The organism is Oribacterium sp. oral taxon 078 str. F0262 (assembly GCF_000160135.1).
Classification (GTDB): domain Bacteria; phylum Bacillota; class Clostridia; order Lachnospirales; family Lachnospiraceae; genus Oribacterium.
In genome coordinates this window covers 741,838-755,238 of record NZ_GG729933.1, presented here as the reverse complement: position 1 = coordinate 755,238, position 13,401 = coordinate 741,838, and the positions used below count along the sequence as shown (strand labels likewise).

The 13,401-nt window shown below is 57.8% G+C and carries 10 protein-coding genes; all 10 read right to left on the bottom strand.

Features of this window, described 5'->3' with window-relative positions:
- Positions 1-5: 5 nt before the first annotated feature.
- The 10 genes from GCWU000341_RS03510 to GCWU000341_RS03470 all read right to left on the bottom strand — a co-directional run bounded on the left by GCWU000341_RS03510 (position 6) and on the right by GCWU000341_RS03470 (position 12,974).
- Entirely contained in the window at positions 6-1,091 is a 1,086-nt protein-coding gene (locus GCWU000341_RS03510; protein ID WP_009214351.1) for a sulfate/molybdate ABC transporter ATP-binding protein, read from the bottom strand.
- A complete protein-coding gene (modB, locus tag GCWU000341_RS03505) occupies positions 1,076-1,864 on the bottom strand; it encodes a molybdate ABC transporter permease subunit (RefSeq protein ID WP_009214350.1) in 789 nt (262 codons plus the stop codon). The genes GCWU000341_RS03510 and modB overlap by 16 nt, the downstream gene beginning before the upstream one ends.
- 44 nt (positions 1,865-1,908) lie before the next feature.
- Positions 1,909-2,913: a molybdate ABC transporter substrate-binding protein gene (gene modA / locus GCWU000341_RS03500; protein ID WP_009214349.1), complete on the bottom strand. Its 1,005-nt coding sequence runs from the start codon at positions 2,911-2,913 to the stop codon at positions 1,909-1,911.
- A 14-nt stretch (positions 2,914-2,927) separates the two neighbouring features.
- Positions 2,928-3,068, bottom strand: a complete 141-nt coding sequence (locus GCWU000341_RS13420) for a hypothetical protein (protein WP_155812588.1) — start codon at positions 3,066-3,068, stop codon at positions 2,928-2,930.
- 197 nt (positions 3,069-3,265) lie between these two features.
- Positions 3,266-4,189 (bottom strand): MOSC domain-containing protein, encoded by a 924-nt coding sequence (locus tag GCWU000341_RS03495; protein WP_009214347.1) that lies wholly within the window; start codon positions 4,187-4,189, stop codon positions 3,266-3,268.
- Positions 4,190-4,251: 62 nt separating this feature from the next.
- On the bottom strand, positions 4,252-5,250 hold the full coding sequence (gene moaA / locus GCWU000341_RS03490; RefSeq protein WP_040653356.1) for a GTP 3',8-cyclase MoaA: 999 nt from the start codon (positions 5,248-5,250) through the stop codon (positions 4,252-4,254).
- A 10-nt stretch (positions 5,251-5,260) separates the two neighbouring features.
- Positions 5,261-6,292 carry an XdhC family protein gene (locus GCWU000341_RS03485; RefSeq protein ID WP_040653035.1) on the bottom strand — a complete coding sequence of 344 codons (1,032 nt, stop codon included), beginning with the start codon at positions 6,290-6,292 and terminating at the stop codon, positions 5,261-5,263.
- A gap of 61 nt (positions 6,293-6,353) precedes the next feature.
- Positions 6,354-7,373, bottom strand: coding sequence for a molybdopterin-binding protein (locus GCWU000341_RS03480; protein WP_009214344.1), 1,020 nt, complete (start codon positions 7,371-7,373; stop codon positions 6,354-6,356).
- Positions 7,374-7,683: 310 nt separating this feature from the next.
- Positions 7,684-8,601 carry an NTP transferase domain-containing protein gene (locus GCWU000341_RS03475; protein ID WP_009214342.1) on the bottom strand — a complete coding sequence of 306 codons (918 nt, stop codon included), beginning with the start codon at positions 8,599-8,601 and terminating at the stop codon, positions 7,684-7,686.
- Positions 8,602-8,879: 278 nt separating this feature from the next.
- The gene (locus GCWU000341_RS03470; RefSeq protein ID WP_009214340.1) at positions 8,880-12,974 is read right to left on the bottom strand and encodes a hemoblobin-interacting domain-containing protein; all 4,095 of its coding nucleotides are present in this window, start codon (positions 12,972-12,974) and stop codon (positions 8,880-8,882) included.
- Between the last annotated feature and the right edge of the window lie 427 nt (positions 12,975-13,401).

The following is a 13,401-nucleotide window of genomic DNA, read 5'->3' as shown; positions in this document are numbered from 1 at the left end:
ACGGATCAGCGGAGAAACAGGATCTTCTCCTCCGCGAGCTTAAGGAAGCGGGGGATCCCCTTTTCGTCAAACTCCTTCCACCTTTCCCTCTGAAGAAAGCAGCTTATAAGCACATCCGAAGAGGCGCCTTCCCCCAAAGGGCGGAAATAATAGTTTCTCTCAAAGGGAAGCTCCGCAATATTCTTAAGCCCGACGGGGATCGCGTTTTTGATGCCGCAGCCCCCTCCCTCTTGCTCCGGGCCTTCCTCCCAGACGGGGAGAAAGTCGTGCGCCCGGTAGCCGATAAAGCGGATATCCTCCGGGATCTCCCGCTCGGTACGGATCATAATCCCCCAGTCCAAAGCCCGGACTGCGTGCTCTCCGCAGCGCTCCGCCCGGGAGAAATTCTTGCACCCCGTGAGCCGGGCCGTGACCTTTCTCCCCGGAGCTTGAAAAAGCTCTCGGGTCCCGCCGTGCTCCTCGATCCTTCCGTTCTCCACGATCAAAAGCTCCGAGCTGAAGCGGTAGATTTCGTCCCGGGAATGAGATACGAGGATCACCATGCCATCGTAATCGGCGAGCTGCTCCGTGAGCTCCGCCTGCATCTGGTCCTTTAAGTAGACATCGAGGGCGGAGAAGGGCTCATCCAAAAGGATCAGCTCCGGCCGGTAGGCCATGATGCGGGCGAGCGCCACCCTCTGCTGCTGCCCTCCGGAGAGCTCCGCCGGATAACGCCGGGAAAGTCCGCCAAGGCGAAAACGGGAGAGCATTTCGGAGACCCTTTCCTCCCTCTCCGCCCGGCTGCCCCGGACCGCGCAGGCAATGTTTCCCGCGACCGTCATCGTCGGAAAAAGGGCATAGTTTTGAAAAAGATAACCCACATTCCGATCCTGAGGGCGGAGATCGATCCCCGCCGCCCCGTCGTAGAAGGTCCTGTCGTTATAGCATATCCTGCCCTCGTCCGGCCGCAGTATCCCGGCGAGCATCCGAAGGCACATGCTCTTTCCGGAGCCGGAGGCGCCGAGGATGCCGAGCCGCCCGGATCGGGCCGTGAATTCCATATCCAGAGAAAATCCGGGGAATTTCCTCCCTGCCTTTACCGAGAGCTCCACTGTCCCTCCCCCTCCTCATCCTCCCCGCCGCGCTTTTTCCCAAAGGACGGGAACAGGGCCTTCCTCCCCTCCATCAGCCTTCCGCTCCCCCTCCTTCTTCCGCTCCGCTCCGCGATCCGGTTCAGGAGGAAAATCGAGAGAAAGGCGATCAGAAGCACGATCCCCACCCAAAGCCCCGCGCTCTCATAATCCTGATCCTGGATCACCATCGCTATCCTCTGGGAGATCGTGGCCGTCTTCCCGGGGATATTCCCCGCAAGCATACTGGTCGCCCCGTACTCTCCGAGCGCCCTCGCGAAGGTCAGGACCGTGCCGGATGCGATGCCCGGCCCCGCCGCGGGGAGGAGAACCTTCCAAAAGATCAGGCGGTCCGGCATACCGAGAGTCTGCGCCGCATAGAGCAGATTTTCATCGATCAGCTCGAAGGCGGCCCGGGCGTTTCGATACATGAGGGGAAAGGAAATAACGGTCGCCGCGATGATGCAGCCGAGCCAGGACTGCACGACCTTGATGCCGAACTGATCGTAGAGAAAAATCCCCAGAGGCCGGCGGCGGCTGAAGAGAAGGAGCAGGAAAAAGCCCGCCACAGTCGGAGGGAGCACCATGGGGAGGGTCAGAATCCCATCCAGAAAGGACCTCCTCCCCCCCGGCATCCTCATGACCTTCCGCGCCGCATAAATACCGAGAAAGAAGGAGAGGATCGTCGCGGCGACCCCTGTCTTTAGAGAAATCCAGAGCGGGCTCCAGTCCAGTGATTTTAGAAATTCCAGCATCTCTTCTCCTCTTTCCGAAAGGGCGCCCGCCCTGTGAAATCCGCTTATTCTCCCGTATTGGTGTCGAAGTAATAGCTCTCGAAGACGGACTTTGCCGCCTCGCTCGTCACAAAGTCGATGAAGTCCTTCGCCGCCTTCTTGTCGGCGTCCGTGGCCTCCTTGTTCTGAACCTGCGCGATCGGATAGATGACCTTTCCCGTGAGCTCATAGGGCACCTTCTCGAGGATTCTCAGCTTATCCTCATAGCCATAGGTGTCGGAATAGTACGTCGTCCCCACCTCGCAGGAGCCCTCGACGACTGCCGCGAGCACCTTGGAGACATTGGACTGCTCCGAGATCTCCACCCCGCCGAGCGCCTCGGAGACCTGCTCCGTCGTGATCTTCGAGACATCCTCCGTCTCCGCTAGGATCTTTAAGGCCATCAGAGCCTGCCTCGTATACTTTCCCGCGGGGACGGAGCCGTCCGCAAGCGCGATGGACTTCGCATCCTTCAGATTCTCAAGCCCCGTGACCTTCGTCTCACTGTCCTTTTGCGTGATGACGCAGAGCTGATTGTTCACGACATTCTTCCTCGTGCCCTCGACGAGAAGCTTATCGTCCTTTTCGAGCGTGTTCATCTGCTTCTGCGCCGCGGAGAAGAAGACATCGCAGGAATAGCCCTCCTCGATCTGCGTGAGGAGCTTCCCGGAGGAATCCGCATTCAGGCTGATCTTCACCTTCGGATGGATCTCGTTGTACTGCTTCACAAGATCCGTCACGGCCGTATTGAGGGAAGCCGCGATAAAGACCTGAATCTCCGCGTCCTCATCCTGATAGCCGCTGTCTGAGTTGTAGGAGAGCTTCTCCCCACCGGACTCCGCCGGACTTCCGCTCTCTGTCTCCGCCTTTGGCTCCTTCCCGCTTTCCGTATCCGCCGAATCCTTGCTCTCCGCCCTTGTCTCACTGCTCCCCGCATCCCCCGGGGCAGCGGAGCCGCAGCCGAATGTGAGAGCCAGCATCACAGCCGAAAGGCCGAGCAGCGAAAGCTTCTTCCAGAAAATCTTTTTCATAATCAAAATCCTCCTTAAATATTATGATTCATGCCGGGATTAGCGGCACTGCTGCAAAGATAAGTCGCACGCTCTGCCTCCGCATCGCGGAGCAGTATTTTCCCTCTCCCGACATCCGGCTCCAGGACCGCGGCTCTTTTGATCCTCTGCCCCATAAACAGGACATCTTTTGCCCCGCTATACACGGGACACAGCGGCTAAAGCGGAAGCATCCGTGGCAAAGCACTGCCAGATGGAAACGGCGCTGTGGTTTTACTTTTAAAAACCATTCGCTCCGCCCCCGTCCCCCGGACGGAAGCGTCTATGAGGGAGCCGCGGGAAGCAGCACTTGGTCTCCCCGAAAGGCACAGGCTCAGTCGCTCTCTGTGCCCCTCAGGATCCCAAGCCCGTGCGGGAGAAGCGGGAGAAGGAAGCCGAGCTCCTCCCGGCAGGCCTTGGGGCTTCCCGGGAGATTGATGATGAGGCTTTTCTTCCGGATTCCCGCTGTCTGACGGCTCAGCATCGCCTTCGCTGTGATCTTCATGCTGAAGGCGCGAAGCGCCTCTCCGATTCCGGGCACCTCCCGCTCGGAGACCGCCTTTGTGGCCTCCGGACTCAGATCCCGCTCGGAAAAGCCGGTTCCGCCTGTTGTCAGAATCAGCTCGATCTGGCGCTGATCCGAAAGTCTCTTAAGTTCTGTCTCCAGCGGCTGCCTCCCATCGGGAAGAAGCAGTCGCTCCCGGACGAGAAAGCCCGCCTCCTCCAGCATTTCCTGAATCAGCGGTCCGGAGAGGTCCTCATACTCCTCCCGGGATGCCCTGTCAGAGAGCGTGATGACGGCCGCGCTGAAGGGTCTGTCCGGGTCCGCGGGGATGAGCTCTACCGAGTCCCCGGGACGGATCTCTCCTCCCCGGAGAACCTCGGTAAAGACCCCCTCCCGCGGCATGATGCAGTCCCCCATCTGCCGATAGATTTCGCAGTGGCTGTGACAGGCCTTTCCGATCTGGCTCAGCTCCAGCAGGCAGTCCCCGATCCGGAAGCGGCTTCCGACCGGAACGCTCTTTAAGTCGTAGCCCTCCACGACGAGATTCTCCCCGAAGGCGCCGAAATCGATCTTCGCTCCGCGCTTTCGAAAATCCTCGATTTTCTCAAAGGAGAGGAGGCTCACCTGCCTGTGCCATTTCCCGGCGTGCGCATCCCCCACAATGCCGTGCTCCTCTCGGAGAACGGCCGACGGCACCTCCCTCTTCTGTGTCCCCTTTTTCTCACTGATGCATATTGCCAAAAGCTTCCCCATGCTGTCTCGCCTCCTGCCGCTCTCGTTTTGGCTCTCTCCTCCCGGCCTTTCCGAAAGCCTCCTCAGCCTCCGATCGCCGCCATAATCCTCTCCTCGCTGATCTCGGAGAGCCTCTCAAAGCAGTGGCTCTCCGGCTTCTCCGAGATCGCCTGCCGGATTCTCTTTCGAAGCGCCGCGATCCGCTCTCCCTCCCTCTCTCTCCCAAGGTAACGCTCTCCCCGGAGGACCGGCATCAGGTCCACTGCATTCCCGTAGCAAAGACAGGGCTTCAGCTTCCCGGTCGAGGTCAGACGAATCCGGTTGCAGCTTCCGCAGAATTTCCCGTGCATCGCGCTGATGAAGCCGACAGATCCGCGGTATCCCGGTATCCTCCAGTATTCCGCGGGGCCGTTTCCATGCACTCTCTCATCCCTCTCCAGGCCGGGGAAGCGCTCCTTAAGCTCCGAGCGGAGTATCTCATTATAGACCGGACGGGAATCCTTCCCATGGCCGATCGGCATCAGCTCGATGAAGCGGATATCGAGGGGGCGGTCCTTGGCCAAGGAGAGGAGCTCCCAGCGCTCCTCCTCATTGACCCCAGGCTGGAGCACTGCGTTCAGCTTCAGCTTAAGGCCGGCCCGAAGTGCCTCATCGATTCCGGACAGCACCGCCGGAAGCTCATCCATCCCCGTGATCTCCGAAAAGCGCTCTCTCTTTAAGGTATCGAGGCTGACATTGACCGCGTCCAGTCCGTTTTCGAGGAGTCTCGGGAGAAGCCGGGTGAGAAGCACACCGTTGCTGGTCATCGTCACCTGCTCGACTCCCGGTATCCTCTTGAGCTCCCCGATGAATTCCGGGCAGTCCCGCCTGACAAGCGGCTCCCCGCCTGTCACCTTAAAGCGCGTGATCCCGAGCGCCGCCGCGGCCCTCGCGACATCCAAAAGCTCCTCATAGCTCAGGATATCCCGCATGGGCACCCAGTCCGAAAGGCCGTTCGGCATACAGTAGCGGCAGCGAAGATTGCAGCGGTCCGTGATGGAAAGCCGAATATAGTTTATCTTTCTGTCATAGCGGTCTCTCATCTCTCCTGCCTCACACTCTCTCCAAGAATACATCCAGCACGCCGCCGCAGACCATTCCCTCCTGCGCCGCGGCCTCCTCCGTCAGGTCCACGTGGCAGAGAAAAGGCCTCGCCGCGGAATCCGCGAAGAGCTGCCGGGACTGCCGGATCACCTCCGCCTCCGCGCAGCCTCCCCCGATCGTCCCGATCCCCCTCCCGTCCGGGAGGATCAGCATCTTTGTCCCCGCAGCCCTCGGCGCAGAGCCCTTCCGCCGTATGATGGTCGCGAGCACTCTCCGCCTTTCCGGCTCCTCTCCCGCCTCGGAAATGCCCTCCAGAATCTCCTCCGGATAGCCAAAGGAGCCCTTCTCCCTGTTTTTCACGGAAATAATTTCCGCGAGGATGGAGATCGCGATTTCCTCCGGTGTCTCCGAGTGAATATCCAGTCCGATCGGACTGTGAAGGCCGTCCAGAATCTCCTTCGGCGTCCCCTCCGAAAGAAGCTGCTCCTTCACGATGCGCACTCTCCTCCGCGATCCCATCATGCCGATATAGGCATAGCTTTTCTTCGTGATCCTTCTCAGGCAGTCCTGATCATAGCGATGTCCCCTCGTCACAATGACAAAGTAGCTGTCCCTGTCCCCGGGGATTTCCTCCAGTGCCTTCGAAAAATCCTCACAGATCACGCGGTCCGCCCCGGCGCTCTCGGCTCTTTTGGCAAAGCTCGGCCGATCATCGATGCAGGTGACGGACATGCCGATCATTTTCCCGAGCCGAAGGATCGGCAGGGAGACATGTCCCGCGCCGAGTACGATGAGCTTTTTCCCTCTGGAAAGGAGCTCCGCATAGACCGATTCCCCAAAAAGGCAAAATTCCATGCTCCGCGAAAGAGGCGGAAGCTCCGCCCCGTATTTTTCGAAAAAACCGCCTGCCTCGAGGAAAGTATAGCGCCCGGCGGACAGAAGAGCCTTCTCCCCGGCGTATTCTCCGGAGAGGATGGTAAGGATATAGTTCTCCGCATTCGGACTCAGATTCTCGATTTTCTCATAGATTTGACGATCCATCTCTCTGCCCCTCCCAAAGGCCGCCCCGAGCCTTGCGAGGCCCCTTCTCCGCTCTCCTTCCTCATTTGCCAAAGCCACAGTTTGGGAAGGTACAGACCGGGCAGTTCAGGCAGAGCCCTCCCTCCCCATAGCGATCGATCTCCGCCTTCTCCAAAATCTCTCCCGCCATAAGCCGCGGGAGCACCAGGTCAAAGATCGTTCTCTTTGCGTACATCACACAGCCCGGAAGCCCGAGGATCGGGATCTCATCCTTCGTATAAGCCAGCATAAACATCGCCCCCGGGAGCACAGGCGCCCCGTAGCTCACCACCCGCTCCGCCGCGCAGCGGATCGAATACGGCGTCCTGTCGTCCGGATCGACCGACATCCCCCCGGTGCAGATCACCATCTCCGCCCCCATGGAGAGGAGCTTCCGAATCGCAGAGATCTCCATCTCCAGATCATCGGAGCAGAGCTCCTGTCCGATGATCTCCGTCTCATACTCGGACAGCTTCTCTATGATCACGGGGGTGAAGCTGTCCTCAATCCTGTGATAGAAAACCTCGTTTCCCGTCGTCACAATCCCGACCCGCTTTTTCTGAAAGGGCAGAAGCTGAAGGATCGGCGCCCCCGCGGCCGCCTCCTTCGCCCTCTCCATCTTCTCCCGCTCGATGAGAAGAGGGATAATGCGGGTCCCTGCGAGCTTATCCCCCTTTTTCACGGCGGTGTTCCCCTGTCTCGTCGCAATCATCATTTCCCCGAGAGAATTCACCCGGAGAAGCCGCTCCCTGTCCACCTTGAAGAGTCCATCGCAGTCTGCGGTCAATTCGATCTTTCCCTCCTTGACCTCAGAGGGACTCATGTATCGATTCCTGCAAAGCTCAAAAAGAATCTGCGCCGCGTCGTTCTCGTGGAGCATATTCTCATTGAACTCCCAGATATAGATATGGTCCTTTCCCACAGAAAGAAGCACCGGCACATCCTCCTCCCGGATGACATGCCCCTTTCTGAAAACCGGTCCCTTCTTCACACCCCGGATAATCTGCGTGATGTCGTGGCAGAGCACCTGCCCGACCGCATCCTCTGTCCTGATACGTTTCATTGCCTCTGTTCCTGACCTCTCTGTCTCCTGATTCCCGCCCGCACAGACCCTCCGCTCCGGCTTCCAAAGCCCCGGAGCCTCCGACTCTCCCGGCTTTTCCCCTGTCCCGAGTCCGCGTCTCTCGAATTCTTTTCCAAAATGATTCCGAGAATAAAGCTCAGCCCGTTATCATGCTGCTGCCGGACACTTACGCGGCGACAGTCCGCTCAGCTTTTAAGATTCCGAAGCGCAGGGGAATGCGGAAAATGGGGCGCAGCGCTTATATTTTATGTCAATACCCAGTGAGCCCTCTCCCCGCCGGCAGCTACCGTCAGGCGGGAAAGAAATCTCCGAAGAATTCCTGAAATTTTTCCTCGGAGATCCTGTCCATCTCTCTGGAAAATGCCTCATAGCGGAGAAGAAAGTCCTTCCCTCTCTTACTCAGGGAAGCGGCTCCTCCATATTTTCCCCCGGGGTGACGCTCCACTACCAGAAAGGGAAGCTCTCTCTCGCAGTTATGAATCATGGTCCAGGCTTTGCTGTAGGAAATCCCGGTCCGCTCACAGGCCTCCCGCACACTGCCGAGCGCCTCGATCTGCCGAAGCAAAGTCACCATGCCGGGGCCGAAGATGGGCTTCTCCCTCGAGATTCGAAGGCGAAGCTCCGGGCGGATGAGGCGTGCCTCGCTCTTTCTCTCCAGCTCCTCGAAATCGCCCCCATGGCTGACATGGACCAGGATTCCCTCATCCTCGACCGCTATCCTCTCAATGAGCGAATCCGGGAGCGCCCCGCATGCGTCCCGAAGCCCGCCCCCTCCATGATAGGAAAAAATCTCCTTCATCGCCTCCGAAGAGAAAAGGATAGGATGTCCCGTCCTCCCCCGAAAGCTCGGGAGAATCAGGCTTCCCTTCCTCTCCATCATGCGCTCCAGTGTCTCCGTCTTAAAGAAAGGAACCGTCAAAGGGCAGAAAAAAACTCCCGCGCAGCGCTCCCTGAGGTAGCAGAGCCCCTCCCGCACATCCTCGAGAAGACCGGCCCCCGTCCCCGGAAGGAGGACGAGGCCGCGGAATTTAAAGCGATCCGGGAATTCCTCCCCCTCTTTTCTTCCCAGGAGAACAAGATCCCGGATCCCTGCGCGGCGAAGACTCACGATGATCCGCTCCAGATAGCGAAAGCCCTCATCCTCTCCCCGCTGCTTCAGCTCTTCCCTGTAAGAGGGAGGCACAGCGATCACAGCGCCATAGCTCATCTCTTCCTCCCCAGCTCTCTCCTCTATATCCCTCCCGCCTCCCCGGCCCCGGGAAAATCCAAGCTCTGTTTTCAGTATAAGGAATCTTTAAAGCTTTTGCAATATAAACTCGGAAAAAGCCCGTCCAGCGCCCGGATAGATGGCATGCTTGCATGCAGTACGATCCGGGCATTGGACGCTTTCGCTCCGGCGTCGCACACCGTCAAATCGCGTAGCGACCGGGAATAAACTGCGTGCAGACTTAGCAAATAGTATCGGAATGCGAATATCTCTCAGCGTCAGGATTCCGCGCTCTCCTCTTCCTCCGCCGTGACGCTGAATTCGAAGCTCCGGTAGCCCTCCGCTTCTACTACGACGCTGTTTTCTCCCTTGCGGAAGGCATTTGCGCTAAGAGCAATCCCATTTTTCCGGTATTTTTGATCGAAGATCGTAGTGAAGCTGCTGTCCTCATGGTGGAGGTAGCTTCGGCTCTGGGACTTTCGGTACTCCATTCCGTTCACCGAAACCTTGAGATCGCGGCTTCTCAGATATTGATCCAGTTCCTCGCTCTCAAGACCCGTAAAGCGGACTTCATAGACCGGCTTCGTCCCGGAATCATAGCCCTGCCTCGGGCGAAGCAGCTCTGCCTCCGCTCCCGTCGGAACCTCCTTTTCCGCCGCCTGATCCTGCTCTTTATTCTTGTCTTTCTCCTTCTCCTTATCTCTATCCTCATCCCCTTCCGCCTTCTTCTTTTCGAAGTGGACGAGGAAATCCTTCGTTTGGTAGCCCTCCGCCTGAATACGGATGCTGTTTTCGCCGTCCTGAAGCGCACCGCTTCCCAGACGGATCGTCTGCTTATAGCCATAGCCGTCCGATTCCGGATAGAACTCATTTTCCTCCATCTGGAGAGCGGAAAAGGCCTTCCGATACTCTGTGCCATTCAGCTCCAGCTTCTGTATCTTCCCGAGATACTCGTTCAGGTTTTCTCTCTCCGCCCCCGGGAAACTGAGCTGCTGATAGGCTCCGCCGAAGATACTCTTCTTCTCGGAAAGCTCCGCCTTCTCCGGCGCCGCCTTCCCCTCTGTCTCCGGCTCCCCCGTCTTTCCTCCCTCTCCGGGATCTTCCTTTCCTTCCTTCACGCTAAACGGGAAGTGCAGAGGCTTCGGATAGCCCTCGGCATGGAGATAGAGCTCATAATCCCCCGCCTTTCGGAACAGTCCCGCCTTCAGCGTAATGCTCTGCTTCTCCGAATCCGTCTCATAGTAATCATTTCCGCTCTCCCCGCCGACCGATTTCGTGTAGAGCGTCCTCGTCCCGCTCCGATCCGGGCTCACAAGCTCCACCCGGCTCAGATTCTTAAGGAAGTCCCCGTAGCTGCGGTCTCCCGGGCTGGATTGGCTCTTCAGAGAGACCGTGACATCCTTCCCGCTCTCCGCTTCCCCCGAAAGCTCCGGGGAGAGCTCCTCCAGCACCGCCGTATAGAGAAGCTTCAGCTCCACAGCACGGTACTTCTCTCCCGCGTCGATCCGAAGCGTATGCTCTCCGACCTCCGGCCTCAGATTGAAGTTAAAGGCCGTGCGGAAAAGCTTCAATGTCCCCTTTTCCGGATCGATCTCAAAGCGCTTCTGATATTCATTCAGGAGGTTCTGGCTCTGACCATCGACATAGAGCCCCCGGATCGAGGAAAGATACTCCCTGTTCTCCGTCGAGAGGAGAAAATCCTCCCCCTTCTCCGCCGTCGTACCGGTGAATTCCGCAGCCTTATCGCCCTTATAGAACTTAAACTCCGTGAGGCTGCCAAGGCTTCCGTCCTCCAGGACATTCTGTACCTCAGCGGGACCCGCGTAATCGGCGGCCTCCGCCTGCTCTGTATAGCCCGTAAAGCGCAGAGACCTTCCTCCGGCGATCCTCGCCTTCTTAAAGGCGTCGAGATAGTCCGTGAAGCGGTAGAGCTTTTCCGCCCCGTCCTTATAGATATAATCGGCCTCTGTCGTGTCAAACCAGCGCTGTACGACATCATGGGAATCCTGATTCGCGATCTCAAGCTCATTCAGGATGAGGGCATTCGTGAGAAGATCATAGTTAAAGACCATTCTCCCGTCCACATACTGTCCGCTCCCGCCAAGACTCCCGGAGCCGGACTTTCTGCCCCCGGAGATCTTGCCGGAGGTCGCGGCAGAAACCGCATCAGCCTGCACCGTCCTCTCCCTCGCGGCGCGCTTTGCACTTTCCTCCGCCTTCTCCGGCTTCGCGAACGACTCCCCGGGATAGACCTCAAACTGCGTCTTCAGCTTCTGATAGCCGGAATACTTAAGCTCCAGAGTATAGACCCCGATCTCATCGGTATTGACCGTCTTTTCCTCATTGCTGCTCGTCCCATAGAGATTGAAAAGACCTCCGAAGTTAAAGAAATCATCGATATAATGGAGCTCAAGCTTCTTCCCGCTCGGCTTTTTCAGGATGACCCGCATGGAGTCGATCCGGAGCTCATTGCCGAAGCTCTCTCCGTTTTCTCCCACGATCTCAAACTGAATACGCTCGCCCCGCTTCGGATTCGCCGTCTCCACCCTCTGCTTCATCGAGAAATTCGCCTTCTTCACAAGCTCAAAGGGAACTGTCACCGTCTCATCCGTATAGGAGGAGTGGATGTTCATCTTATAGACACCATTGCTCCGCATATTACTCTGCCCGGTCGGGAGCTTGATGATCCCATTCTTCCCATGCTTGGTATCCTTGATCTCCGTCGAAAAGCTCGGGTTCCGATTGATCGGCCAGTTCTGGCTGTTCAGGATCCGAATGCTGTCAATCCCCCTAAACCACTTTTCCTGCTCCTCGTTATCCACCCGGAACTTCGCAGTGACGCCGTCCTTCTCGACGCCCGCGCCGTTCTCATCAATGAGAACCGGCTTCACATAATATTCCGTTGTGACGGAATCGCTATTCTCCGCTCTCGTGCCGGAGAGATCAAAGGTCGTCCGGGACGGAAGCACCCTGTCCCTGCCTTCCTTATCGTGAGGCGCGGTGTAGCGGTCATATTTTAATACCCTTCCTCTTGCGAGGATATAATCCGGCGCATCCTCCGGGCTGCCGGCCTCCACGCTCTCCCTCTGCTCCCCTCCGGAAAGGAGGATCTCCTCCCTCTTCGAATCATCCTCTCTGCTCGTTACCGTAAGACGCTTCGGGGAGACAACTGTGCTCTCCCATTTTACGATTTTTCCATCGTCATCCACCTTCCGGACGGAATCCGTAATATCTGTCCCATCGACAGACAGGCTGTAGTCGGAAATCGTCCCGCTCCGAAAGGCCGCGGTCACATAATCCGAAAAGCCCAGATGAACGAGACGGCTCTGCTTTTCGAAAAGGAGGCTCTGCTTCTCCGGCTCCGAGGGCTGCTCCTCTTCTTTCTCCTTATTCTCGGGAGTCTTAGGCTCTGTCTCCGGCTCTGTGCTGCCCGGCTTCTTCGCTTCCGGCTTTGTGCCCTCCTCTTTCTTTCCTTCGGGAAGCGGGTTCTCTGACCCCGCGCTGCTCTGTCCCTTCGACTCCGGCTCTGCGCGCCCCGGCTTCTCCGCCTCAGCTCCCGCCCTGCCCGATTTCTTCATTTCCGGCTCTGTGCCGCCTGAATGACTCATTTCCGGCTCTGCGCTTCCCGACTTCTTCGCCTCAGGCTTTGCGCTCTCCTCTTTCTTCCCTTCGGGCAGCGGGCGCCCCGGCTCCGCACTGCTCTGTCCCTTCGACTCGGGCTCTTTGCTTCCCTTCCCGCTCTCTCCGATCTGTTCCTTCTCTGTCTTCTCTTCCCTTTTGGAAGAGCGGCCGGAGGAGCCGCTTCCTCCACCGCTTCCTCCGCGAGTACCTCTTACCGCGCTCTTTCTTCCCTCAAAAGAGGCCGGAGAGGCGGAGTTCTCCGCAGGATCCGGCGTCTCCGTCCTTCGGAGTCCGCGCCCTTCCTGATACTTTGCTATGCCGCCCTCGGCCCAGCGACCCTGTCCATCCAGCTCATAGCCATCCTCCGTCTTTCCGGAGAGCTGAAGTGCACCACTCTTCTCCCCTGCGGGATGGAAATAATAGCAATAGCCTTCGATCCACTGCCAGCCGGAGAGCATCTGCCCGAAGCGGCCGTCGTGAGCGGTATTAAAGAAGTACCAGCTCCCATCCGGAGTTTTCTGCCAGCCGGAGCAAAGCTTCCCGCTCTCCGGATCCAGATAATGCCAGGCATTATCCGTGAAGACCCAGCCGCGAAACTTCTCCCCCTTCTCATTCCGATAGCTCCAGCTCTTTCCCTCTTTTTCCCAGCGGCCCTTCGTATTTCCTCTCTCCGCCGAAAGGGCGGCTGTGGGCTGCAAAACCAGGCTCGCCGCTAAAATCACAGCGGCGGCCCTCCATGTTTCTCGTCTCATCCTTCCTCCTCGATGAATCCTCTCTGAAAACGCTTCCCCGCCTGTATGGCGTGTCTAAAAGATCCCTGCCGCGTTTTGGGCAGCGCGGCTATGCGCCTCACATGCAGAGAAATGTCTTACCTAACTCAAATCCTTATTCCTGCAAAAAATATTCTATTTACAGTAGCTTTCCTCAGGCAGAAATTAGCACGGACTAACTTATCACCCCGGAGAGAGTCCGTCAATCGAAAAAAATGTATTTTTTAAAAAATGGAATCCGGCCTTTAAGGATGTTCCAATATTTCGTTGGCTTTTAAAATGCTCCAATATTTCGTTTGCCCTCCATAGGAAAAGATGCTATACTCGGGCTGGAACATTCCACATAAGAAGCAGCCATGTCCCATGCCGAAATGACCGGCGTCACGACTCACGTGCTGTCCCGCTTCCT

Coding starts and splice junctions, on each gene's coding strand:
- modB (WP_009214350.1), bottom strand. CDS start 1,864: ATGCTGGAATTTCTAAAATCACTGGACTGGAGCCCGCTCTGGATTTCT.
- modA (WP_009214349.1), bottom strand. CDS start 2,913: ATGAAAAAGATTTTCTGGAAGAAGCTTTCGCTGCTCGGCCTTTCGGCT.
- GCWU000341_RS13420 (WP_155812588.1), bottom strand. CDS start 3,068: ATGGGGCAGAGGATCAAAAGAGCCGCGGTCCTGGAGCCGGATGTCGGG.
- GCWU000341_RS03495 (WP_009214347.1), bottom strand. CDS start 4,189: ATGGGGAAGCTTTTGGCAATATGCATCAGTGAGAAAAAGGGGACACAG.
- moaA (WP_040653356.1), bottom strand. CDS start 5,250: ATGAGAGACCGCTATGACAGAAAGATAAACTATATTCGGCTTTCCATC.
- GCWU000341_RS03485 (WP_040653035.1), bottom strand. CDS start 6,292: ATGGATCGTCAAATCTATGAGAAAATCGAGAATCTGAGTCCGAATGCG.
- GCWU000341_RS03480 (WP_009214344.1), bottom strand. CDS start 7,373: ATGAAACGTATCAGGACAGAGGATGCGGTCGGGCAGGTGCTCTGCCAC.
- GCWU000341_RS03475 (WP_009214342.1), bottom strand. CDS start 8,601: ATGAGCTATGGCGCTGTGATCGCTGTGCCTCCCTCTTACAGGGAAGAG.
- GCWU000341_RS03470 (WP_009214340.1), bottom strand. CDS start 12,974: ATGAGACGAGAAACATGGAGGGCCGCCGCTGTGATTTTAGCGGCGAGC.